A 23,291-nucleotide genomic window follows, 5' to 3' on the forward strand; every position below is an offset into this window, starting at 1 on the left:
CCCCAGCCCACGTAAGCCCCCGCCCGCGTAAGCCTCAGCGCGCGAAGGTCGTCCCGCCGCTCGTCCCCTGCGCGTCCAGCTCCAGCACCCCGCCGTCCGCGGTCACGTACACCGTCCCGGCGGTGAAGTGCTGCTTGCCGGTCTCCGCGGGCAGCGCCGCGACCGCCGTGACGGCGCCGGTGCGCGGGTCGAGCCGGACGAGCTGCTGCTCGGTCGCGGGCCCGGCGATCGCGTAGACCGGCTCGTCGGGCCGGACGGCGGTGGCCAGCGCGATCGCCGGGTACGTCCACAGCTTCGCGCCCGTCGCCACGTCGAACGCGTCGATCTCCGCGCCCGCGGCCGTCGTCGCCGGCGTGACGAGCACACCGTCCACGATCCGCGCCGAGTGGTCGGCGTCGCTGTCGTTGCCCGGCGCGACCTCCGTGTTGCCGACCGCGAGCTTGCGGCTGCTCCCGGACGCGGCGACGACCCGTACGCTGTCCTCGCCCGCCGTGTGCTCCGAGACGATCAGCGGCGAGCCGGAGAAGACGTGCGCCACGTCCGTATGGGCGTCCTGCGTGCGGCTCCACAGCTTCTTGCCGGTCGCCCCGTCGTACGCGGCGAAGGTGAAGGCGTTCTTGTCGTCGGCGCAGTAGTCGTCCACCAGGACCACCCCGTCGCCGCCCCACGTGTAGGCGTTGCAGTAGTAGCCGCGCGGCGCGAAGCCCCATATCCGGTGGCCGGTGCGCACGTCGAGGCCGCCCAGGAAGTTCTCGCTGACGATCGTGGCGACGTCACCTTGCACGTACGTCTCCGCGGCCATCGCCACCTGGTGCTTCGCGTCGGTCAGCGGCACCGTCCACAGCACCGTGCCGGTCGTGGTGTCGATACCGGCCAGCGCGGTGCAGGAGTTGCCGTCCTTGCCGAAGGCGACCGTGCCGAGCCCGGCCGCCGTCAGCGCCGGCGACATCGCGCACGGCCGGGTGACGCCGTCCCCGGCGCTCTTGGGCAGCGCCGCCGTCCACACCGGGCGGCCGTCCGCCAGGTCGTACGCGGTCACGCCGCCCTCGGTGCTCGCCCGGATGAGCAGCTTGCCGGTGAGCCAGCTGCCGACGAGCGCGTCGTCGGCCGCCGGCGCGGGCAGCTGCCAGGCCCGCGTGAGGTGCTTGGACGCCGACGGGCCGGACTCCTCGCGGTGCATCGTCACCGCCGCCGCGCCGCCCGCCGCGGCCAGCACCACCAGCGCGAGCGCGATCCGCCCGCGCCGCCCCGGCCGCCGCTTGGGCGCCCTGCGGTCGGGCCGTGCCGCGACCTGCTCCGGTGCCTGCGTCGTCATGCCGTCATCCCCCACCCGTTCCGTACTCCCGGCCGCCTCATGCGCTCAGCCCCATGCGCTCAGCCCCCTGGCTCAGCCCCATGCGCTCAGCCGCTCCCGAAGGGATGGCCGAAGCCGTGGCGCGCGGACTCCGCGCGGAAGGCGGCCCGGGAGCCCACCGAGGTGTCGATCCGCCAGTCCATCATCTGCGTGCTGCCCGGCCAGTCCTTGCGCTGGTCGTACCAGACCAGGCCGATCACCCCGGCCTTGTCCGCGCCCGCGAACAGGTCGCGCACCTGCGCCTCCTTGGCGGAGCTCTCGGCCACCCCGGTCTCGGTGATCAGCAGCGGCTTGTGCGCGAAGCCGGCGACCTGCCCGATGGTGGGGGTGAACAGGCTCGCGAAGGCGGCGCCGTCGATGGGCCCGTAGTAGCCGATCAGCCCGACCCAGTCGACGTAGGCGTCCCCGGGGTAGTACGGCTTGAGCTTCGCCGTGGTGCCGCTGTCGACGACGTGCGGGCTCCAGGTCCAGATGACGTTGCGGACCTTCAGCTCGCGGAAGACGTCGTGCACGTGCCGCCAGGCCGCCACGAAGTCCGCGGGCTCGGCGTGGCCCGGACCCCAGGAGTTCCAGGGGCCGTTCATCTCGCCGGCGAAGGAGAGCACCAGCGGCCCGTGGTAACCGGCGATCTGCTGGGCGAGCTTGCGTACGTACGCGTCGTCGTAGCCGTCGCCGATGTCGGCGAGCGCGGTGTCGGACGGCACCAGCGCCATCATCGGCAACTGTCCCTTGCCCCACAGGAAGGTGTTGCCCTCGGCGTCGAAGTCGTCGCCCCACGTGGCGTAGTACTCGCGGATGTCCGGCGCCCGGCCGGCCTGCGTGGTGAAGGTCTTCACGATGTCGTACTGCCAGGGCGACTTGTCGTCCACCACGCCCAGCATCCGCCCCGCCGGGTGCAGCAGCGGCGCCACGTCGTACGGCCCCGCCGAGGTGGTGTGGGCGGTCCCGCCGGCCGCCGCCGTGGCGTCCGCGCCGCCGCTGCCGCTGTTGCCGCCGCCCGAGCCGTGGCCGGCGCAGGAGTACGCGAGCAGCAGCACGGCCACCGCGAGGACGGCTGCGACCGAGCAACCGGTGCGGCGGGATCTGGCCATGGGGGAGTCCGATCGGGCGGGCGGCGACGCGACGAGGCGGGGGCGAGCATCAGGATCCTATGCATCTCCGGGCAGCTGAACATATTTCCATCTCAATCTGGTCACGCAGGCCCGGTAAATCCGGATAAGTAGGTCAAGCGTTCGGACATGTGCCGCTTACCCACGCTATTTTCGGCACCGGAGCAGTGACGGCACGATCACGAAAGGCCGAGGCCCCTCGGTGACCAGCACCCTGTCGGAGGTCGAGCCCTCACCGGTCTTCGTCGACGAGTCCGGCCGCCGCGGCCGGCGTCTGCGCGGCCTCGGCTGGGTCTTCGGCGTGGCCTTCGTCGGCATGACCCTCGCGATGGTCTCCGGGCTGCTCGGCACCCAGTCCGACGCCCCGTCCTTCACCGTCCCGGGCAGCGCTGACACCCTGCCCCCAGGCCAGTATGTGGACGCGCCGCTGCCCGCGCCGCCCGGCAAGGCCGACCGCAGCAAGGGCGCCCCGCGCACCGCCGCGCCCGGCGCCTCCGGTACTCCCTCCGGCACCCCCACGGCCACCACCAGCCCCACCGCGAGCGCGACCGCGTCCTCCGGTGCCGGCGACGACCCGGCGACCGCCACCGGCACCCCCGGCGGCAGCAGCGACAGCGGCAGCGGCACGAAGCACACCAAGCCCCCGGCCACCGCGAGCAGTTCGGCCAAGCCCTCGAACAGCGCGCCCGCCCCGACGCACACCGACCCCCCGACGCAGGCGCCCCCGACGCAGCCCACCGGCGACGACCCGCCGCCCGCCGCACCCCCCGCCGGCTGACGCCGGGCCGCCCCACCGGCTCGCGGCCACCCGCTCACCCCACCCGCTCGCTCCATCCCCCCGCAGCTCGCCCGGTCCCGTCACGCCGCCCGCCCCGCCGCCGCCGGCCCCGTAACAGCGCAAGGACGTCCCCGAACCATGTCGCGCCATCAACGACCTCGGCAGACGGTGCTGCGCCCGCGAAGACTCGCGGCGCCGCCGCTGCGCTTCTTCCTGCCGATCTCGGTGCTGGTCACCCTGCTGGCGTTCATGGTGCTGCGCGGCATGGCCAACAACGAGGTCTTCCACGACGAGAAGGTGGCCGTCTCCGTCGACAAGAAGACCGTGCCGAAGAGCGTCCTGGAGGGCGGCCCGGTCGTGGACGCCCGCGGCGACAAGCAGGACAAGCCGGTCAGCTACACCGTCCCCGACAAGACGATCGTGCTGACCTTCGACGACGGCCCCTCCAAGGACTGGACCCCCAAGATCCTCGACGTGCTCGCACAAAAGCACGTCAAGGCCGACTTCTTCGTCACCGGCTCCATGACGACCCGCAACCCCGACCTGATCCGGCGGATCGTGGCCGGCGGCCACGAGATCGGCGTGCACACCTACACCCACCCCGACCTCGCCCTGCACAACAACATGCGGCTGGACTGGGAACTCGGCGAGACCCAGCTCGCGCTCGCCGGGGTCGCCGGCATCCACAGCAGCCTGTTCCGCCCGCCGTACTCCTCGACCGCCGACGCGCTCGACGACTGGTCCTGGCCGGTCAGCAAGGCCGTCGGCAAGGACGGCTACCTCGTCGCCTTCATCGACAAGGACACCGACGACTGGAAACGCCCCGGCGTCGGCGCCATCGTGCAGGCCGCGATGCCCAAGCTCGCCGGGCAGGGCGAGATGATCCTCCTGCACGACGCCGGCGGCAACCGCTCCCAGACGCTCGCCGCGCTGCCGCTCATCATCGACAAGCTGCGCGCCCAGGGCTACACCTTCAAGACCGTCGGCGAGGCGCTCGGCGCGGGCTCGGCCAACACCAAGGTCAGCGGCTCCACGCTGTGGGCGGGCCGGGTCTTCGTGAAGTCCACCGCCTTCTCCGTCTGGCTCATGCCGTTCCTGGTCGGGCTGCTGGCCGTGGTCGGCGTGCTGGTCTTCGCCCGGTTCGCGCTCATGCTCGTGCTGTCGCTGCTGCACGTGCGCCGCACCCGCAGACCCGGCTTCGCCCACGGGCCGCCGGTGACCGAGCCGGTCAGCGTCATCGTGCCCGCGTACAACGAGCAGGAGTGCATCACCAACACCCTGCTCTCGCTCGCCGCGAGCGACCACCCCATCGAGGTGATCGTCGTCGACGACGGCTCCTCCGACGACACCGCCGCGATCGTTTCGGAGCTGGGCCTGCCCATGGTGCGGCTCATCCGGCAGCCCAACAGCGGCAAGCCCGCCGCCCTCAACACCGGGGTCGCCGCCGCCTCGCACGAGCTGATCGTGATGATGGACGGCGACACCGTCTTCGAGCCGGCGACCGTCCGCGAACTCGTCCAGCCCTTCGGCAACCCGCGCATCGGCGCGGTCGCCGGCAACGCCAAGGTCGGCAACCGCGACACCCTGATAGGCGCCTGGCAGCACATCGAGTACGTCATGGGCTTCAACCTCGACCGCCGGATGTACGACGTCCTGGACTGCATGCCCACCATCCCCGGCGCGGTCGGCGCCTTCCGCCGCGAGGCGCTCACCCAGGTCGGCGGCATGAGCGACGACACCCTCGCCGAGGACACCGACGTCACGATGGCGCTGCACCGGGCCGGCTGGAAGATCGTCTACGCCGAGGACGCCCGCGCGTGGACCGAGGCCCCCGGCAGCATGAGCCAGCTGTGGTCGCAGCGCTACCGCTGGAGCTACGGCACCATGCAGGCGATGTGGAAGCACCGCCACGCCGTCCTGGAACGCGGCCCCGGCGGGCGCTTCGGCCGGATCGGGCTGCCCTTCGTGGCGCTCTTCATGGTCGTCACCCCGCTGCTCGCCCCGGCCATCGACATCGCCATGCTCTACGGCTGCTTCTTCGTCGACCCCTACAAGAGCCTCGGCGCCTGGTTCGCCGTACTGGCGCTGCAGGCGTTCTGCGCCTGGTGGTCCTTCCGGCTGGACCGCGAGAAGCCCTGGTACCTGATCACCCTGCCGGTCCAGCAGGTCGTCTACCGCGTGCTGATGTACATGGTGCTGCTCCAGTCCTGGATCACCGCCCTGACCGGCGGCCGGCTGCGCTGGCAGAAGCTCCGCCGCACCGGCGAGGTCGGCCTCGACGTCACGACGGCGGAGGCGGCCAGGTCATGAACACCACAGAACGCGGCACCTTCATGAGCGCCGCCGAGCGCGGCACGTACGTGATGGCCGACAACGAGACCGTCCAGCTGCGCACCATCAGCGTGCCCGAGGCGTTCGTCCGCAGGACCGAGCACCTCGACAAGCCGGGCCGGCCCGACGCGGCACCGGACGCCGGACCCGGCGCCGAGCAGCCCGCCGCGCCCAGGGCCCGCGGGGTGCGCGACCGCTACCTCGACCTGCTGCGCGCCCTCGCGCTGGTCCGGGTGGTGATCTACCACAACTTCGGCTGGACCTGGCTGCCGCTGGTCTTCCCGTCCATGGGCGTGATGTTCGCGCTCGCCGGCTCGCTCATGGCCCGCTCGCTGAGCCGGCCCGCCTTCGGCGTCATCCGCTCCCGGCTGCGCCGGCTGCTGCCGCCCATGTGGATGTTCGGCGCGGTCGTGGTGACCGCGATGATCCTCGACGGCTGGGGCCCGCACTCCGAGGGCCACCCGCACTGGTGGTGGGGCAAGCTCGCCTTCTGGGTGCTGCCGCTGAGCACCCCGCCCTTCGCCGGGACCGTCCACGGCTTCTCCGGCCACCTGCCGCACAGCTGGGCCGAGCAGGTCGTCGTCCCGCTGTGGTACCTGCGCGCGTACCTGTGGTACGTGCTGCTGTCCCCGCTCATGCTGAAGCTCGTGCGGCGCGTGCCGTGGGTGACGCTCGCGGTGCCGCTGGTGCTCTCGGCGGTCCTCAACTCCGGGCTGGTGGACCAGTCGGGGCGCGTCATGGAGACCGCGACCGACTTCACGACCTTCGGCGCGTGCTGGGTGCTGGGCATGGCCCACCAGGAGGGCCTGCTGCGGCGCATCCCGCAGTACGTCGTCCCCTCGCTCGCCCCGCTGGTCCTCGCGGCCGGCTTCTGGCTGCTGCAACGCGCCCCCGTCGACGACCCGCGCATCGGCCCCGACCTGGAGGCGGTGCCGCTGGCCCAGGCGGTGTGGTCCTTCGGCTGCGTCATGCTGCTGCTGCACCTGAGCCCGTCGTGGGAGCGCTGGCCCAAGCCGCTGGAGCGGTTCAACGGCGTCATCACCCTGCTCAACTCCCGTGCGGTGACCGTCTACCTGTGGCACTGCGTGGCGCTGGTGATGACCGAGCCGCTGATCGACCAGCTGTGGAACAACCACTTCGCGTACGCCCACCTGCGCTGGCTGCTCACCAGCCAGTGGTTCCCGCTGCTGGTCGCGATCCCGCTCATCGTGCTGGCGCTGCTGCTCTTCGGCTGGGTCGAGGACGCCGCCGCCAAGCGCCGCCCCCGGCTGTTCCCGTACCCGCGGCGGGTGAAGGGCCGCCGCCGCGCGTAGCCCGGTTGCAGGAACCAACCCCTGGCCAACGATTCGTCAGCTCGCAGGGGATACTTGCGATCATGTTTCGTCACTTCATACGCGCACTAGGGGTGTGCGCAGTCGTCTACCCCTTCTTAGTGCTGGTCACGGCCGTCGCCTGGCCGCTCTTCGGCGACAGCGGGACCACCGACTGGAAGCCGCTCCTGACGTACGAGGGGGTCGTCCTCGCCGCTCTCGCCCTCGTCTACGCCCTGTGGCGGCAGGCCACCCGGGACTGACCCGGCCCACCGCGCCCGGTGCGGCGCCGCGGGGTCCCGGACACACCCCCTCCCGTCCCGGGACCCCGCCGGTCCGCTCCCTTTCATGTGCTGTTCGCGTGGTGGTCAAAGCCCGCTGGTTTGGCTCCTTTTGCATTGCCCGGCCGTCTCGGGGTTCCAGGTCCCGCGTGGCGAGTCCCTAGTCTCAGGAGCTGACTCATGTCCCTTCCTCACCCGAGGAACTCCCGATCCCGGCGGGCGCTGATCGGGGCGGCCACCGGCATCGTGATCGCCGTGACCGGTCTCGGCGGCGTCGTCGCGCCGCCCGCGCAGGCCGACCCGGCCGGCACCGGACCGGTGATCAACGAGGTGTACGGAGGCGGCGGCAACTCCGGCTCCACGTACACCCACGACTACATCGAGCTCTACAACCCCACCGCCGCGCCGATCGACCTGAGCGGCTGGCTCGTGTCGTACTACAGCGCCAAGGGCAACCTGGGCGGCGCCACCGCCCTCACCGGCAGCGTGCCGGCCCGCGGCTACTACCTCGTGCAGGAGTCGCAGGGCGCCGGCGGCAGCACGCCGCTGCCCGCGCCCGACGCGAGCGGCCAGCTGGCCCTGTCCGCGACGGCCGGCTCGGTGACGCTCACCGACGCGGGCGGCACCGTCGTGGACACCGTCGGCTTCGGCGCCGCCGCGATCGCCGAGGGCGGCGACGCCCCCGCGCCGGGCAACACCACCGCCGTGACCCGTACGACGCCCGGCGCCGACACCGACGACAACAACGCGGACTTCGCCGTCGCCCCGCCCGCCCCGCACAACTCCGGCTACGACGGCGGCACTTCGGCGCAGCCCACGGTCGCCGCGATCGGCCCGCGCAGCGCCGTCGTCGGCACCGCCTTCTCCTTCACCCCGGCCGTGACCGGCGGCACCGCCCCCTACACCTGGAGCGCGACCGGCCTGCCCGCGTGGGCCTCGCTCGACCCGGCCACCGGTACCGTCACTGGCACCCCGGACGCCGCCGGCACCGCCTCCGTGCAGCTCACCGCCACCGACGCCGCCGGCGCCACCGGCAGCGCCACGTTCACGCTGACGTCCCGGGCGGCGGGCGCCGGCGCCGGCCATGTGCTCATCAGCCAGGTGTGGGGCGACGGCGGCTACACCGACGCGCCCTTCGCGCACGACTACATCGTGCTGTACAACCCGACCGGCACCGCCGTGGACCTCACCGGCTGGTCGATCGGCTACGGCGCCTACAACCGCGGCGCCGGCGCCGCGCTCGCCGACTACCCGATCTCCGGCACCATCCCCGCGCACGGCCACTTCCTCGTCCAGGCCGGCGCCGACACCGCGGGCGACGGCGCGGCGCTGCCCACACCGGACGCGACGATCCCGGTCAACCTCAACTACCTCGGCTCGTTCGTGGCGTTGCTCGACACCGCCACCGCCCCCGCGCTGCCCACCGGCGACATCACCGGCACCGCGCACGTCGTGGACGCGCTCGGCTACGGCGACGCCGACACCTTCGAGGGCCAGGCCCAGGGCACCAACCTCGGCACGGACGTCGCCGCGCTGCGCACCCCCGAGGGCGCCGACACCGACGACAACCACGCCGACTTCACCACCGGCCGGCCCGTCCCGGTCAACGCGGCCGGCCAGATCGGCACGGGCGACGGCGGAGGCGACGCCGGCGACGTCACGATCGCCCAGATCCAGGGCACCGGCACCGACACCTCGCCGCTGGCCGGCAAGACCGTCAGCACCCAGGGCGTCGTCACGGCCGTCTACGCCACCGGCGGCTTCAACGGCTTCTACCTGGAGACCGGCGGCGCCGGCGGCACCGCGGCCGACGACCCGACGCCGGGTGCCTCCGACGCGGTCTTCGTCTACGGCTCCCAGTCCGCCGCCACCGTCACCGTCGGCGAGAGCGTGCAAGTGCGCGGCACCGTCCAGGAGTTCGCCGGCGAGACGGAGATCTCCTTCCCGACGGTCAGCAAGCTCGCCACCGCGCTGCCGCCGGTCACCGCCGACCAACTGCCGTGGAGCGAGCTGCAGACCGACGCGCAGAAGGAAGCCCACGAGGGCGAACTCCTCGCCCCGCAGGGCGACTTCACGGTGACCGACAACTACGACACCAACTTCTACGGCCAGGTCGAACTCGCCGCGGGCGACACCCCGTTGCGCCAGCCCACCGACGCGGGGCCGGCCGGCAGCGCCGCCGCCCAGCAGGCCGCCGACGGCAACGCCGCGCACGCCATCACCCTCGACGACGGCGCGAGCGTCACCTACAGCCCCACCGGCAGCGCCGCTGCCGACCCGCTGCCGTGGCTCACCGCCGGCAACCCGGTCAGCGTCGGCGCGAAGGCCACCTTCCACCAGCCCGTCGTGCTGGACTACCGCAACTCGCTGTGGAACCTCCAGCCCACCACCGGCCCGGTCCACGGCGCCGGCACCGACATCGTGTCGTTCTCCGACAAGCGCACCCAGAACGCGGCGCCGGCCGCCGTCGGCGGCAAGGTCCGGCTCGCGACGTTCAACGTCGAGAACTACTTCCCGATGACCGGCGCCCGTTACGCCGCGAGCGGCCTCGGCTCGTGCTCGTACTACAACGACCGGCAGGGCAACCACATCGCGGTCGACGACTGCGGCGCCACCGGCCCGCGCGGCGCCGCCGACGACACCAGCTTCCAGCGGCAGCAGCAGAAGATCGTCACCGGCATCGACGGGCTGGGCGCGAGCATCGTCTCGCTCGAAGAGGTCGAGAACTCCGTCAAGTTCGGGGAGGACCGCGACAGCGCGCTGGCCGGCCTGGTCGACGCCCTCAACGCCAAGGCGGGCGCGGGCACGTGGGCGTACGCCCCGTCACCGGCCGCCGCGGACCTGCCGGCGACGGCAGACCAGGACGTCATCCGCACCGCGTTCATCTACAAGCCGGCCGACGTCAGCCCGGTCGGCGTCTCGCACGTGCTCAACACCCTCTCCGGCCCCGGCCAGGACTTCTCCATCGCCCGCGAGCCGCTGGCGCAGGGCTTCAAGGCGGTCGGCACCGACGACTCCGACGCCTTCCTGGTCGTCGCCAACCACCTGAAGTCCAAGAGCAACGACGCCGCCGGCCTCTACCCCGGCGACACCGAGGACACCCGCCCCGCGTACGACCAGGGCGGCTACAACGAGACCCGCACCCACCAGGCCCAGGACATGGCCGCGTTCGCCCAGGCCCAGGCGCAGGCGCTCGGCACGGACAAGGTCTTCCTCGTCGGCGACTTCAACGCCTACACCCACGAGGACCCGATGCAGTACCTGTACGGCCAGGGCTACACCGACCTCGGCTCCACCTACGACCCGAACCACTGGTCGTACTCCTACAACGGCCTCGAAGGCTCCCTGGACCACATCGTGGCCAGCCCCGCCGCGCTCACGATGGTCACCGGCGCGACCGTCTGGCAGATCAACGCGCAGGAGTCCGTCGGCTACGCCTACAGCCGCTACAACTACAACGTCACCCCACTCTTCGACGCCACCGACCCGTTCGCGGCCTCCGACCACGACCCGGTGATCGTCGGCCTCAACACCGCCCCCGCGAGGACCGCGTCCAAGGTCTCCGTGACGGCCCTCCCGTCCAAGCCCGTCGTCGGCCGCACCTTCCCCCTCCTCTACGTCGCCGTCACCGCCCCGCACCGCATCCCCACCGGCAAGGCCACCCTCACGGTCGACGGCCACACCTACACCGCCCCCCTCCTCCTCGGCCAGACCCTCTTCCTCCTCCCCCCCTTCACCACCGCGGGCCCCCACACCCTGACCCTCCACTACTCCGGCGACCCCAAGACCGCCCCGAGCACGACGACGATCACCCTGACCGCCACCAAGAAGTAACCCCCACCCAGGAGCCCGCCCAGAGCCCGCCGGCCCGGCGCCCGTGTTCGCTCGGGTGGCCGGGCCGGTGGCGGGATCGCGTCGGGCGGGAATGCGCCGGGTCGGGACGGGATCGCGCCGGCGCGGCGCGGAGCCGGCCGGCGGCGCAGCATGATGGGCCCGGTGCTGGGCGTTGGGGGCGGAAGGGGCGACGGTGCGGCAGGTCGGGGCGCCGATCGCGCGCGGAGCGGACGGGACCGCCGACCGGGCGGACCGTCCGGGGGCGTGATGGAGGCGGCGGGCGGCCGGACCGCGGAGCCGGACGCCGCCGTGCTGCGCGTCCTGGCCTACCCGCCGGGATCCGGCCGTGCCGTCGAACCGCTCGGCGTCGGCTTCCTGGTCGACGACCGGCACATCCTGACCTGCGCCCACGTCGTCGCCGACGCCCTGGGCCTCGCGTCCGGCGACGAACCCGGCGCCGACGCAACGGTGTTCGTCGACCTGCCGCTGCCCTCCGAACCCGGCAGCCCACCCGCCACGGCGACCGCGAGCGTCGTACGGTGGGGCCCTTCCCACGGCGCGCCGCCCGGATCCTCCCCGGCCGTGGACGGCCCCGACGTCGCCGTACTGCGGCTCGACGCCGCCGTCCCCGGCGCGGGGCCCGCGCCGCTCGCCGACGCCGAACCCGCCGACATCCGCGGGCACGCCGTCCGGACCGTCGGCTTCCCCCGCCACGGTGACGAGGGCGCCTGGCACCAAGGCGTCGTACGCGGGCGGGTGGCCGGCGGCCTGGTCCAGATCGACCGGGTCGGAACCGGCTACGCCGTCGCCCCGGGCTTCAGCGGCAGCCCCGTGTGGGACGAGGACGCCGGCGCGGTCGTCGGCATGGTCGCCACCGCCGAAGTCGGCGCGCCCGCGGTCTCGTTCATGGTCCCCGTCCGCCAGATGGCCGCCGTCTGGCCGCCGTTGGAGGTCCTGGCCCGGCCGCCGTCCCCCTTCCGCAGCCTCGAACCCTTCGAAGAGGAGCACGCCGCCGCCTTCTTCGGCCGCGACGCCGACAGCGACCGCCTCGCCCGCGCCGTCGCCCGGCAGGGCTGGACCACCCTCGTCGGACCGTCCGGCTGCGGCAAGTCCTCGCTCGCGCGGGCCGGTGTCGCACCCCGGCGCCGCGCGGACGGCGACACCGTGGCGGTCCTGCGCCCCGCCCACCACGCCACCCCCGTGCGCGGCCTGGCCGCCGTACTGCTGGACCTGCTGGAGCCCGGCCGCCCCGAGTCGGAGAAGTTCGTACGGATCTCCGCCGTCGCCGGCGAACTGCTCCGGCACGGGATCGGCGAGGTCGCCGGCGCCGTGCTGCGCGTCCAGCGCTCCCGCCGACTGCTCGTCGTCGTCGACCAGTTCGAGGAACTCCTCGCCACCGGAGCCTTCACCGCCGCCGACATCGACGACTTCGCCACCGTCCTCGGCGTCCCGCCCGCACAGCGGAACGTCGCCGTACTGGCCGTTCTGCGCAGCGACTTCCTCGACCCGGTCCTCGCGCACCCGCGCCTCGGCCCGCTCGTGCGGACCCGCGTCGAGGCGCTGGAGCCCATGCGCCCGGACCAGTTGGAGGACGCCGTCACCAAACCCGTCGCGGCCGTCCCGGCCATGGCGTACGCGCAAGGGCTCGTCCCCCGCATCCTGGCCGACGCCGGCGACGCGCCCGGCATCCTGCCGCTGCTCAGCTTCGCCCTCGCCCAGCTGTGGGACCACCGGCATGCCGGCCGGCTCACCCACGAGGCGTACGACGCCCTCGGCGGGGTCAGGGGCGCGCTCGGTCGGCACGCCGACCGGGCCTGGGCGGAGTGCGTCGGCGAGGAGGACCGCGAGCACGCCGCGCGCCTGCTCACCCGGCTGGTCCGTACCCCCCTCGGCGCCGAGAAGCCGGTCCGCAGGGTGGCGCTGCGCGTCGACATGGCCGACCGGGAATGGCAGATCGCCGGGCGCCTGGCCGACGCGCGCATCCTGGTCCGCGGCCGGCTGCGCACCGCCGGGGCCGGCGAGGGCCCGGCCGAGAGCAGCCACGGCGGCACCGAAACCGTCGAGCTCGCCCACGACACCCTCATCGCCGACTGGCCCCGGCTCAGGGACCACGCCACCGCCGACGCCCTCTTCCTGAGCTGGCGCGAGAGCCTGCGGGCCGATGTCGCCCGCTGGCGGCGGGCCGGCCGGCCCCGGGACCTGCTGCCCACCGCCACCACCCTCGCCGCCGCCCGGGACTGGCTGCCGGAACGCGACCCCGAACTCGACGCCGAGCAGCACACCTACCTCACCCGGGGCCGCGCCCACCAGCGCCGCGCCGCCGCCCTCCGCCGGACGCTGCTGGCCCTCCTCGCCGTCTTCGCCCTCGTCGCCGGGGTCACGGCCGGCGTCGCCGTCGAGCAGCGGCAGACCGTCGTCCACCAGCGCGACCGCGCCACCTCCGCGCAAGTCGCGGGCCTGGCCGAGTCCCTGGGCCCCACCGACCCGCAACTCGCCCGCCGCCTCGCCGTCGCCGCCGAAGCCCTCGACGACACCCCCGAGGCATGGTCCGCCCTGCTCACCACCCGCTACCAGCCCGAGAAGCGGGCCGCCCGGCTCCCCGCCTTCGACGTCACCACCAGCGACCTGGACGGCGCGGGCCGGGTCCTGGCCGCCGCCGGCGGCCGGCGGGTCGGCACATGGGACGTCGACACCGGCCGGCAACTCGGCTCGTACCAGACCGCGGACCCGGTACGGGGCGTGTACGTCTCCGCAGACGGCACGACCGTCGCGGTCAGCACCGCCGACGGTACGACGACCGTCCTGGCCGCCCGCGGCCTGCACAGGCTCGGCGGCGGGACGTACCCGACGTCGGGCGCCCGGCTCACCCTCAGCGCCAAGGGCACGTACCTCGCCGCCACCGGCCCCGGCGGCACAGACCGGCTCGCCGTCGTCTGGAACACCCGCACCGGCCGCGAGGTGCTGCGCCGCGACACCGCCGGCCTGCCCGACGTGCCCTCGCTGCACGCCACCTTCTCGCCCGACGAGCGCGTGCTGGCCCTGACCGGCGTCGCGGGCAGGGGCCTGGAGTGGATCGGCACGGCCGGCGGCAAGGACCTCCCCGCCCCGGCGTTCGGCCTCGCCGCCACCGACTACGACGCGCCGCTCTCCTTCGCCCCGGACGGCGGCCGGGTCGCGATGCTCGGCCGCCGCGGCCTGTTCACCGCCGCGCTGGAGCAGGGCCGGGTCACCTTCACCCAGGTCACCGCCCCGCCCTCGTACCAGAGCCGGATCCTGGACTCCGGCGACGTGCACTTCAGCCACGATGGGACGTACGTCGCCGTCGGCTTCAGCGTGTGGCCGGCCGCCGCGGCGACCGGGCCGCCCTTCTTCACCCATCCCACCGTCAGCGGCGACTGCGCGGCCGGCACCTTCCGCTTCTCCGCCGACGGCACCGAACTACGCTGCGTCGCCGTCGACGGGACGTTCCACTCGCTCGACCTGGCGCCCCTGCGGCCGGACGGCCCGCGCCTGCCCGAGCACCCGCGAACGGCGGCGGCCAGCCAGGACGGCTCGACGATCGCTTTCCCCGACCGCGGCACCGTCCACGTCTGGTCCACCGCCCCACTGGCCGAGCGCGCCGAACTCCCGATCCCCGGCGGGGACTTCGTCCTGCTCAGCCCGGACGGCCGGCTGGTCGCGCGGGACGAGGACGGCAGCGTCGAGATCTGGGACGCGGCCAAGGGCACCCGGCTCGGCCGGCTGCCGGGCAGCCTGCGCGGACCGGGCAGGACGGTCGCCTTCTCGCCGGACGACAGCACGTACGCCACCTACGGCCCCGCCCCGGGACGAGCGGCCGGCCCGGGGCAGGTCACCCGGTCCCTGCAGTTCTACGACCTGCGGACGATGCGGCCGGTCCTGACGACCACCTACACCCTCGAAGCCGCCCTGGCCGGCTACGCCCCGACGGTGACCTTCCGCCCCGACGGCAGGGCCGTGGCCGTCACCCCGGACCTGGGACTGGTGGCCTTCCCCACCGGCCGCACCCTGGTGCCCGGCAGCACGCAACTGCACGTCGACGGCTTCGGCGCCGACGGGAAGAGCGCCTACACCGACCCCAGCAGCGAGCGCGACGACCTGCTCCTCCTCGACCCCGGCACCCTGCGCCCCCAGGGCGACCCGCTGAACGTCGGGGAGAACGCCGGCGAGCTGAGCGTGGACGAGGACCCGGTCGCCCACTCCGCGGACGGCCGGCTGCTCGCCGCCCTCTACACGCCTACGCCGGCCGGCCGCACGGACACCTCCGCCCCCGCGATCGGCCTGTGGGACGTGCCGTCGCGCCGCCGCATCGGCCCCGGCCTGCCCGGGCCCGTCAGCGGGCTGCTCCTCACCTTCACCGCCGACGACTCCACCCTGGTCAGCCTGGACGACCAGGGCACGTTCCGGACGTACGCCGTCGCCCCGGCCCGCCTCGTGCACGAGCTGTGCGGCACGGCGGGCGGCCTGACCCGGCAGGAGTGGAAGGCGCACATCCCCGATGTGCCCTACCGGCGGACCTGCTGACCGGAGGACCAGCGGACCGCCTGACCTGCAATTCTGCTGACCGGAGGACGGGAAGACCTGCTGATCACACCGCCTCCCGCGCCGCCGACCCGACCGGCGGCGCCGGTCCAGTGGTTGAGGAATCAACCAGATCGGCGAGGTGTTGTGCGGGACATGAAACGCATCGGCTTCCTGTCCTTCGGACACTGGTCCGACACCCCCCACTCGCAGACGAGAACCGCCTCGGACGCGCTGCTCCAGGCCGTCGACCTCGCCGTGGCGGCGGAGGAGCTCGGGGCCGACGGTGCCTACTTCCGGGTGCACCACTTCGCCCGGCAGCTGGCCTCGCCGTTCCCGCTGCTCGCGGCGATCGGCGCGAAGACCTCGCGGATCGAGATCGGCACCGGCGTCATCGACATGCGCTACGAGAACCCGCTCTACATGGCCGAGGACGCCGGCGCCGCCGACCTCATCGCCGGGGGCAGGCTGCAGCTCGGCATCAGCCGCGGGTCACCGGAGCAGGTGATCGACGGCTGGCGCTACTTCGGGTACGGGCCCGGCGAGGGCGACACCGAGGCGGACATGGCCCGTAAGCACGCCGAAGTGCTGCTCACCGTCCTGGAGGGCAAGGGATTCGCGCAGCCCAACCCGCGGCCGATGTTCGCCAACCCGCCGGGGCTGCTGCGGGTCGAGCCGCACTCGGCGGGGCTGCGGGAGCGCATCTGGTGGGGCGCCGGATCCAACTCCACCGCCGAATGGGCCGCCGGGCTCGGCATGAACCTGATGAGCTCGACCCTCAAGGACGACGAGGGCGGCGCGCCCTTCCACGTCCAGCAGGCCGCGCAGATCCGCGCGTACCGCGAGGCGTGGGCGAAGGCCGGCTGGGAGCGCGAGCCGCGCGTCTCGGTCTCCCGCAGCGTCTTCGCGCTCACCGACGACCGCGACCGCGCCTACTTCGGCCGCGACGCCGGCAGTGCCGACCACGTCGGCTACATCGACGCCAGCACCCGGGCGATCTTCGGCCGTACGTACGCCGCCGAGCCCGACGTGCTGGCCGAGCAGCTCGCCGAGGACGAGGCGGTCGCCGAGGCCGACACGCTGCTGCTCACCGTGCCCAACCAGCTCGGTGTCGACTACAACAGCCATGTGCTGGAGAGCATCCTCACCCACGTCGCCCCCGCGCTCGGCTGGCGCTGACACCGCCCGGCCGGACACCTCCGGGGAGCCCCTGTACGTCACCCGCCGGGCCCGGCTCCTGCGCCGGGCCCGGCACCCGCGCACTTCGGCGTAAACTAGGACAAACCGCAACCAACGCGATCGTGCGCTAGAGGCGCCGCATGACCGATATCCAGGGCTTCCTCAAATACCCCCGCCGCCCCGTACCACCCCGTCCCGTCGAGGAACGGCTCGGCGACTGGAACGAGGTCTACGCAGGCCAGGCCCTGCTGCCCGTGGTCTCCGAGCAGGCCGCGCGCTGCATGGACTGCGGCATCCCCTTCTGCCACAACGGCTGCCCGCTCGGCAACCTCATCCCCGAGTGGAACATCTACGCCGCCCACGACGACTGGCAGGCCGCCGCCGAGCGGCTGCACGCCACCAACAACTTCCCCGAGTTCACCGGACGCGTGTGCCCGGCGCCCTGCGAGGACGCCTGCGTGCTGGCCATCAACGCCGACCCGGTGACGATCAAGAACGTCGAGCAGGCCATCGCCGACCAGGCGTGGGAGCGCGGCTACGCCGAGCCCCAGCCGCCCGAACGCCACAGCGAGAAGAGCGTCGCCGTCGTCGGCTCGGGCCCCGCCGGGCTCGCCGCCGCCCAGCAGCTCACCCGCGCCGGGCACACCGTCGCCGTCTACGAGCGCGCCGACCGCATCGGCGGGCTGCTGCGCTACGGCATCCCCGAGTTCAAGATGGAGAAACGGCAGCTCGACCGCCGGCTCGACCAGATGCGCGCCGAGGGCACCACCTTCCGCGCCGGCGCGGACGTCGGCGGCGACCTCGACGCCGCGGAGCTCGCCCGCCGGCACGACGCGGTCGTGCTCGCCGTGGGCGCCACCCGGCAGCGCGAGCTGCCCGTCCCGGGCCGCGACCTGGACGGCATCCACCAGGCCATGGAGTACCTGACGCTCGCCAACCGGGTCCAGGAGGGCGACTACGCCGAGCCACCGCTCACCGCGCAGGGCAAGCACGTCGTCATCGTCGGTGGCGGCGACACCGGCTCCGACTGCCTCGGTACGGTGCTGCGCCAGGGCGCGGCCTCCGCCGTGCAGCTCGACATCAACCCCGAGCCCGAGCAGGACCGCCCCGAGGGCGAGCCGTGGCCCACGTACCCGAAGGTCTACCGCATCTCGCACGCCCACGAGGAGGCCCGCGGCCGGGCCGGCACCGACCCGCGGGTCTTCTCCGCGGCCACGCTGCGCTTCGAGGGCAGCGCGAGCGGCCGGGTCCGCGCCCTGCACCTGACGGAGGTGGAGCCGGGGGCACGCAGCCCGCGGCCCGGCACCGAGCGGGTCATCCCGGCGGAGCTGGTGCTGCTCGCCCTCGGCTTCGACGGGCCCGAGCCGGGCTCGGGGCTCGTGGAGCAGCTCGGGCTGGCGCTGGACGGCCGCGGCAACATCGCCCGTGACGGCGGTTTCGCCGCGCTGGCGGCGGGCGGCGAGCGGGGCGAGGGGGGTGAGGGGGCCGAGACGGGTGAGGGCGCCGAGGGGGCCGAGGGGATCTTCGTCGCCGGTGACGCCGGGCGCGGGCAGTCCCTGGTGGTGTGGGCCATCGCCGAGGGCCGCTCCGCCGCGGCTGCCGCGGACCGCTACCTGACCGGGACGACGACCCTGCACGCCCCCGTCACGCCGGAGGACACACCCTTCACCGTGTGACGCCGGCTCCGAGGCAGGCACGATGCGAGGGGAGGACGGTCCGGGGGACGACGGGGGACGAGAGGAGAGGAGCAACCGTGTTCAGGGACCGACAGGAGGCCGGCCGCAAGCTCGCCGCCAGGACCGCGCACCTGGCCGGCGACGACGTGATCGTCCTCGGCCTGCCCCGCGGCGGCGTGCCCGTCGCCGCGGAGGTCGCGGACGCGCTCGGGGCGCCACTGGACGTGTGCGTCGTCCGCAAGCTGGGCGTCCCGTACCGCCCGGAGCTGGGCATGGGCGCGATCGGCGAGGGCGGCACCCGGGTGATCAACGAGGAGGTCGTCGAGGGGGCGGGGGTCGACACTGCCGACCTTGCGGCGGTCGAGGAGAGCGAGCGCGACGTCCTGCGGCAGCGCGCCCGCCGCTACCGCGGCAACCGGCCGCCGGCGCCGCTGACCGGCCGTACCGCGATCATCGTGGACGACGGCGTCGCCACCGGCTCCACCGCGAAGGCCGCCTGCCGCATCGTCCGCGAACGCGGCGCCCGCCGCGTCGTCCTTGCGGTCCCGGTGGCCCCGGCCGACTGGACCGCCCGCCTGCCCGGCGCCGCGGACGACTACATCAGCGTGGAGACGCCGGCGTACTTCGCGGCGATCGGGCAGTTCTACCAGGACTTCGCGCAGACGAGCGACGAGGAGGTCACGGACTGCCTGGCCCGGGCGTCCTCCCGCGGCACGCCCGCCGCGGACCGTACGGGGACGGGCGCGGCCGGCCGGAACCCCGCGGGTACGGACACCGCCGGCCGGAACCCCGCCGGGCATGACGCGGGCCGGACCGCGCGCCCGCACCGCAGCAGCGTCGAGGTCGGGATACCCGTGCCCGGCGGCGTGCTCGCCGGGGAGCTGGCCGTACCGCCGGGCGCGGACGGCATCGTCGTGTTCGCGCACGGCAGCGGCAGCAGCCGGCACAGCCCGCGCAACCGGCAGGTCGCCGCCGCGGTCAACGAAGCCGGCCTCGGCACGCTGCTGTTCGACCTGCTCACCGAGGAGGAGGCCGGCGACCGGGCCAACGTCTTCGACATCGCGCTGCTCGCCGGCCGCGTCACCGAGGCCACCGAGTGGCTGCGGGCCCGGCCCGAGGCCGAGGGTCGCGCGCTCGGCTACTTCGGCGCGAGCACCGGCGCCGCCGCCGCGCTGTGGGCCGCCGCCGACCACGCCGCCGACGTCGCCGCGGTGGTCTCCCGCGGTGGCCGCCCCGACCTCGCCGCCCCGCGCCTGTCCGACGTCCGGGCCCCCACCCTCCTCGTCGTCGGCGGACACGACGACGACGTCCTCGACCTCAACCGGCACGCCCAGCAGGCCCTGCACTGCGAGAACTCCCTCGCCGTCGTCCCCGGCGCCACCCACCTCTTCGAGGAACCCGGCACCCTCGCCGAGGCCAGCGCCCTGGCCACCGACTGGTTCACCCGCCACCTGACCCGCACCCCCCAGCACACCGGCTGACCCGCCCGCTCAACCGCCCGCCGCCGGGTCCTGCGTCCGTACGACGTCCCGCACGTACGCGAGCGCGTCCACGTACGGCAGGTGGTCCGGGTCGAGCGGCGCGTAACCGAACCACGGCGACACCCGCGGCACCGGACGCGGCTCCGCCGCCGCCAGCCGCGCCGGATCGACCAGGGCGCGGTCCGCCGGCAGTGCGTACAGCATCCCCTCGCTCGTGTCCGGCGGCGGTACGTCCACGCCGTGGTGCGGGAGCGTGCCGAGCGCGGCGGCCACGAAGGCGTACCCCTCGCCGAGCCGCGCGCTCAGCAGCGCGCCCGCGCCCCACCACTCCACCGGGCCCTGCCACATCCGAAGCGCGCTGAGCTGCCGCTGGAGATGGGAGTTGTGGGCGTGCACGAGCACCGGACCGCGCGCGGCGAGCGCGAGCAGATTGCCGGCCATCATCAGCGCCCGCCCGGCGCACAGCCGCGCCATGCGCGCCGGCGACGGGTCGGCGGTCCAGTGGTGGTAGCGCAGCAGGCCCGTCGCGGTGCGGGCGTACAGCCGCGCCCGCTCCCACTCCTCCGGCGTGGAGGTCGCGCGCAGGTGCGGCGCCTGCGCGTCGAGCAGCGCCACCAGGTCGTCGGCGAGCAGCCGCAGCCGGCCGGCATCCGCCGACCGCCCCACCGAACGCGCCGGGTCCGTCATCGCGGCGGGCTCGGTCCACCGCTCGTCCGGGCCGAGCAGCAGGTCCAACTCCTCGGCGGTGCAGGGCATCAGCTCTGCGGCGACCCGCGCCGCGAGGTGGCCGTGCAGCGCCAGGAGCGCCCGCCGCGGGCTCGCCGCGCCCTCCATCTCCACCGGCCCGTCGAACCCGGCGAAACGCACCTGCTCGGCGGCGGCCCTGCCCGCGTTGCGCTCGCGCATCCACCGCACCAACTCCCGGTTGGCCTGGGACGCGTTGAACCACGTGTGGCTGAACCCGCCCGCCATGACCTCGTCGAGGCTGCCCTCGCCCGAGGTGACGTGGTCGTCCACGGCCAGGCCGAGCAGGCAGTCACTCTCGACCGCGATCGTCAGATACCCCTCCTGCTCGACGAGTTCGCGGAAGAGGTCGTTGCGTAGGGCGAGCAGCTTCTCCTCGCCGTGGGTGGGCTCGCCGAGGGCGAGTACCCGCGGGCGGGGCGCCGGGAGCAGCTGCATGAGGGCGGCGGCGGTGACGGGGCGGGTGATGTCCGTGAGGTCCATTCCCTCAACGGTATCGTTGAACTTCCGCTGGAAACTTCGGCGCGATAACGTCAGGTCGATGGGGCGAAACCTTCAAAGTGACCATGGCGGGGGCGACCGGCTCAGGCCGGTGGACCTGGCGCGTGAGCACGGCCTGTCCACGCAAGCGGTGCGCAATTACGAGGAGGCCGGCATCCTCCCGCCCGCCGCCCGCACCCCGGCCGGCTACCGGGCCTACACGCGGCTGCACGCGCAGGCCCTGCGCGCCTTCCTCGCCCTCGTCGCGGGGCACGGCCACGGGACGGCGGCGGCGATCATGCGGGCGGTGAACGCAAGGGAGGGGGACCCGGGGGAGCAGGACCCGGCGCGGGAGGGCGCGGCGCAGGAGGCCTATCGGCTCATCGACGAGAGCCACGCCCGGCTCCTCGACGACCGCCGCACCCTCCAGGCGGTGACCGACGCCCTGCCCGAACTGGGCCCGGCAGGGCGCGAGTCGCCCGAGGGAGCCGATACGTTCATCGGCCCGCTGGCGGCAGCCCTGGGCCTGCGCCCCGCGACCCTGCGCACCTGGGAGCGCGCCGGCCTCGTACGCCCGCGCCGCGACCCCCGCACGGGCTATCGCGTGTACGACCCCGCCGCGGCACGCGATGCCCGGCTGGCTCACCAACTGCGCCGCGGCGGCTACCTCCTGGAGCAGATCGCGCCGCTCCTGGCGCAGGTACGGTCGGCCGGCGGCCCGGAAGCGCTGGAGGCCGCGCTGACCGACTGGCGTGGCCGGCTCGCCGCCCGGGGCCGGGCGATGCTGCACGGCGCGGCGGAGCTGGACGCCTACCTGCGCGCCCTGGCCTGAACCGGCGCTACGGGCAGTCGCCCTGCCAGTCCCACATCCCCTCGCGCCCGGCGCGCGGCTCGTACACCGCGCGCCCGCCGCGTATCCCGGCCAGCTCCGTGGTGAGCGCGGCACCGCGGCGCAGCGCCTCCGCGTCCCATCCGGTCACGTCGAGCAGCAGCCCGTCCAGCGGGCCGCCGACGAGCTCGCGGTAGTCCCGCCCGGGCCGCGGCGCGGGGTCCTCGTGGTCGGCGCCGTACACACGCCGGTAAGTGTGGGCCATGACGCCACCTTCGCACGCCCCACTGACAATCCCGGCGGATCGGTACGCCGGTGCAGGCCAGGGCCCTGGGCGCAGGTCAGGACGGGGCCAGGACGCACAGCTCGTGGCCCTCCGGGTCGGTCAGGCAGGTCCACGGCACGTCGCCGCCCTGCCCGATGTCGAGGTCGGCCGCGCCGAGGCCGCGCAGCCGGGCGGCCTCCGCCGCCGGGTCGGCACCGGGCGCCGGGAGGAGGTCGAGGTGCAGCCGGTCCGGTACGGTCCTGGCGTCGCCCGGCCTGCGGATGAACTCCAGGTACGGGCCGACGCCGCCGGGGGAGCGGAACACCGCGATGTCGTCGGTGACTTCGCGCAGGGTCCAGTCCAGCGCCGCGCCCCAGAAGCGCGCCATGGCCCGCGGATCGGCGCAGTCCACCGCCACCGCGGCGACCGGCCCGGTGTCCCGGTAGACCTCCCGCGGCTCCAGCACGCAGAATTCGTTGCCCTCGGGGTCGGCCAGCACGACCCACGGCACGTCGTCGCCCTGCCCCACGTCGGCGTGCCTCGCCCCGAGGTCGAGCAACCGGGCGACCCACTCGGCCTGATGGGCCGCGGAGGTCGTCGCGAGGTCCAGGTGCATACGGTTCTTCACCGCCGGCTTGCCCTCCGGCACCCCGACGACGTCGATCCCGAGGACGACCGGGTGCGGCCACACGAGCCCGCCGCCGGGCCCGACATACGTCGTCCGGCCGGCCGGCCCGGCGTACGCGCTCCAGCCGAGAGCCTGCGCCCAGAACCGCCCGACCGCCGCGTGGTCGACGGCCTTGACGTTCACCTGCACAGGTCGCAGCGCCATGCGCCCGATCCTACGCACGCGCCCGCGGCTCGGCCGCACGACGGAACGGGGCACCGCCCGGTAGGCGGTGCCCCGTTCCTGTGCCCGTGCCGGCCGGCTACCGCAGCCAGCGGTGGTCGCGGACGATCGGCAGCCGGGCCCACAGCCGGCCCAGGCCCCAGGCGGTGCCGGCGGCGGTCGCGGCGAAGACGATCATGGCGAGGGCGTAGACGACGTGGTAGTCGACGACGGGGTTGGAGGACATGGTGGGGGCGCCGGTGGTGAGGTGC

The 23,291-nt window shown here is 74.2% G+C and carries 15 protein-coding genes; 10 read left to right on the forward strand and 5 right to left on the reverse strand.

The features are described from left to right. Nucleotides 1–34 precede the first annotated feature (34 nt). Complete coding sequence (locus HCN08_RS11310) at nt 35–1,315, reverse strand: outer membrane protein assembly factor BamB family protein (protein ID WP_167982839.1); 1,281 nt, start codon at nt 1,313–1,315, stop codon at nt 35–37. A gap of 86 nt (nt 1,316–1,401) precedes the next feature. Beyond that, entirely contained in the window at nt 1,402–2,445 is a 1,044-nt protein-coding gene (locus HCN08_RS11315; protein WP_167982840.1) for a glycoside hydrolase family 26 protein, read from the reverse strand. 220 nt (nt 2,446–2,665) lie between these two features. Here HCN08_RS11315 and HCN08_RS11320 point away from each other — a divergent pair, with 220 nt between their 5' ends. The 9 genes from HCN08_RS11320 (at nt 2,666) to HCN08_RS11360 (ending at nt 19,872) form a co-directional block, all read left to right on the forward strand. Beyond that, complete coding sequence (locus HCN08_RS11320; protein ID WP_167982841.1) at nt 2,666–3,241, forward strand: hypothetical protein; 576 nt, start codon at nt 2,666–2,668, stop codon at nt 3,239–3,241. Between the two features lie 138 nt (nt 3,242–3,379). Beyond that, nucleotides 3,380–5,551, forward strand: coding sequence for a bifunctional polysaccharide deacetylase/glycosyltransferase family 2 protein (locus tag HCN08_RS11325; RefSeq protein ID WP_167982842.1), 2,172 nt, complete (start codon nt 3,380–3,382; stop codon nt 5,549–5,551). Continuing rightward, on the forward strand, nt 5,548–6,885 hold the full coding sequence (locus HCN08_RS11330) for an acyltransferase family protein (protein WP_240969983.1): 1,338 nt from the start codon (nt 5,548–5,550) through the stop codon (nt 6,883–6,885). The genes HCN08_RS11325 and HCN08_RS11330 overlap by 4 nt, the downstream gene beginning before the upstream one ends. Before the next feature lie 62 nt (nt 6,886–6,947). Then, the gene (locus HCN08_RS11335) at nt 6,948–7,145 is read left to right on the forward strand and encodes a hypothetical protein (protein ID WP_167982843.1); all 198 of its coding nucleotides are present in this window, start codon (nt 6,948–6,950) and stop codon (nt 7,143–7,145) included. Between the two features lie 198 nt (nt 7,146–7,343). Next, nucleotides 7,344–10,997: an ExeM/NucH family extracellular endonuclease gene (locus HCN08_RS11340; protein WP_167982844.1), complete on the forward strand. Its 3,654-nt coding sequence runs from the start codon at nt 7,344–7,346 to the stop codon at nt 10,995–10,997. 267 nt (nt 10,998–11,264) lie between these two features. Further along, the gene (locus HCN08_RS36120) at nt 11,265–15,539 is read left to right on the forward strand and encodes an nSTAND1 domain-containing NTPase (RefSeq protein ID WP_265738195.1); all 4,275 of its coding nucleotides are present in this window, start codon (nt 11,265–11,267) and stop codon (nt 15,537–15,539) included. 153 nt (nt 15,540–15,692) lie between these two features. After that, on the forward strand, nt 15,693–16,715 hold the full coding sequence (locus tag HCN08_RS11350) for an LLM class flavin-dependent oxidoreductase (RefSeq protein WP_167982846.1): 1,023 nt from the start codon (nt 15,693–15,695) through the stop codon (nt 16,713–16,715). 140 nt (nt 16,716–16,855) lie between these two features. Continuing rightward, nucleotides 16,856–18,391, forward strand: coding sequence for a glutamate synthase subunit beta (locus HCN08_RS11355; protein ID WP_167982847.1), 1,536 nt, complete (start codon nt 16,856–16,858; stop codon nt 18,389–18,391). 77 nt (nt 18,392–18,468) lie between these two features. Further along, nucleotides 18,469–19,872 (forward strand): phosphoribosyltransferase family protein, encoded by a 1,404-nt coding sequence (locus HCN08_RS11360; protein WP_167982848.1) that lies wholly within the window; start codon nt 18,469–18,471, stop codon nt 19,870–19,872. Between the two features lie 9 nt (nt 19,873–19,881). On the opposite strand, the gene HCN08_RS11365 is transcribed toward HCN08_RS11360, so the two are convergent. Then, the gene (locus tag HCN08_RS11365) at nt 19,882–21,099 is read right to left on the reverse strand and encodes an erythromycin esterase family protein (protein WP_167982849.1); all 1,218 of its coding nucleotides are present in this window, start codon (nt 21,097–21,099) and stop codon (nt 19,882–19,884) included. A 58-nt stretch (nt 21,100–21,157) separates the two neighbouring features. Between HCN08_RS11365 and HCN08_RS11370 the strand changes: the two genes are divergently transcribed. Beyond that, on the forward strand, nt 21,158–21,928 hold the full coding sequence (locus HCN08_RS11370) for a TioE family transcriptional regulator (protein WP_167982850.1): 771 nt from the start codon (nt 21,158–21,160) through the stop codon (nt 21,926–21,928). 7 nt (nt 21,929–21,935) lie between these two features. On the opposite strand, the gene HCN08_RS11375 is transcribed toward HCN08_RS11370, so the two are convergent. Together HCN08_RS11375 and HCN08_RS11380 are read right to left on the reverse strand one after the other, a co-directional pair. Further along, on the reverse strand, nt 21,936–22,190 hold the full coding sequence (locus HCN08_RS11375) for a hypothetical protein (RefSeq protein WP_167982851.1): 255 nt from the start codon (nt 22,188–22,190) through the stop codon (nt 21,936–21,938). Nucleotides 22,191–22,266: 76 nt separating this feature from the next. Beyond that, nucleotides 22,267–23,022, reverse strand: coding sequence for a VOC family protein (locus tag HCN08_RS11380; RefSeq protein ID WP_167982852.1), 756 nt, complete (start codon nt 23,020–23,022; stop codon nt 22,267–22,269). Nucleotides 23,023–23,291: the final 269 nt, after the last annotated feature.

This window comes from Actinacidiphila epipremni, from assembly GCF_012034175.1.
Taxonomy (GTDB): Bacteria; Actinomycetota; Actinomycetes; order Streptomycetales; family Streptomycetaceae; genus Actinacidiphila; species Actinacidiphila epipremni.

What these genes read in the sequence shown, in the direction of transcription:
- HCN08_RS11310 (WP_167982839.1), bottom strand. Translation starts at nt 1,315, where the DNA reads ATGACGACGCAGGCACCGGAGCAGGTCGCGGCACGGCCCGACCGCAGG.
- HCN08_RS11315 (WP_167982840.1), bottom strand. Translation starts at nt 2,445, where the DNA reads ATGGCCAGATCCCGCCGCACCGGTTGCTCGGTCGCAGCCGTCCTCGCG.
- HCN08_RS11325 (WP_167982842.1), top strand. Translation starts at nt 3,380, where the DNA reads ATGTCGCGCCATCAACGACCTCGGCAGACGGTGCTGCGCCCGCGAAGA.
- HCN08_RS11330 (WP_240969983.1), top strand. Translation starts at nt 5,548, where the DNA reads ATGAACACCACAGAACGCGGCACCTTCATGAGCGCCGCCGAGCGCGGC.
- HCN08_RS11335 (WP_167982843.1), top strand. Translation starts at nt 6,948, where the DNA reads ATGTTTCGTCACTTCATACGCGCACTAGGGGTGTGCGCAGTCGTCTAC.
- HCN08_RS11340 (WP_167982844.1), top strand. Translation starts at nt 7,344, where the DNA reads ATGTCCCTTCCTCACCCGAGGAACTCCCGATCCCGGCGGGCGCTGATC.
- HCN08_RS36120 (WP_265738195.1), top strand. Translation starts at nt 11,265, where the DNA reads ATGGAGGCGGCGGGCGGCCGGACCGCGGAGCCGGACGCCGCCGTGCTG.
- HCN08_RS11350 (WP_167982846.1), top strand. Translation starts at nt 15,693, where the DNA reads ATGAAACGCATCGGCTTCCTGTCCTTCGGACACTGGTCCGACACCCCC.
- HCN08_RS11355 (WP_167982847.1), top strand. Translation starts at nt 16,856, where the DNA reads ATGACCGATATCCAGGGCTTCCTCAAATACCCCCGCCGCCCCGTACCA.
- HCN08_RS11365 (WP_167982849.1), bottom strand. Translation starts at nt 21,099, where the DNA reads ATGGACCTCACGGACATCACCCGCCCCGTCACCGCCGCCGCCCTCATG.
- HCN08_RS11370 (WP_167982850.1), top strand. Translation starts at nt 21,158, where the DNA reads ATGGGGCGAAACCTTCAAAGTGACCATGGCGGGGGCGACCGGCTCAGG.
- HCN08_RS11375 (WP_167982851.1), bottom strand. Translation starts at nt 22,190, where the DNA reads ATGGCCCACACTTACCGGCGTGTGTACGGCGCCGACCACGAGGACCCC.
- HCN08_RS11380 (WP_167982852.1), bottom strand. Translation starts at nt 23,022, where the DNA reads ATGGCGCTGCGACCTGTGCAGGTGAACGTCAAGGCCGTCGACCACGCG.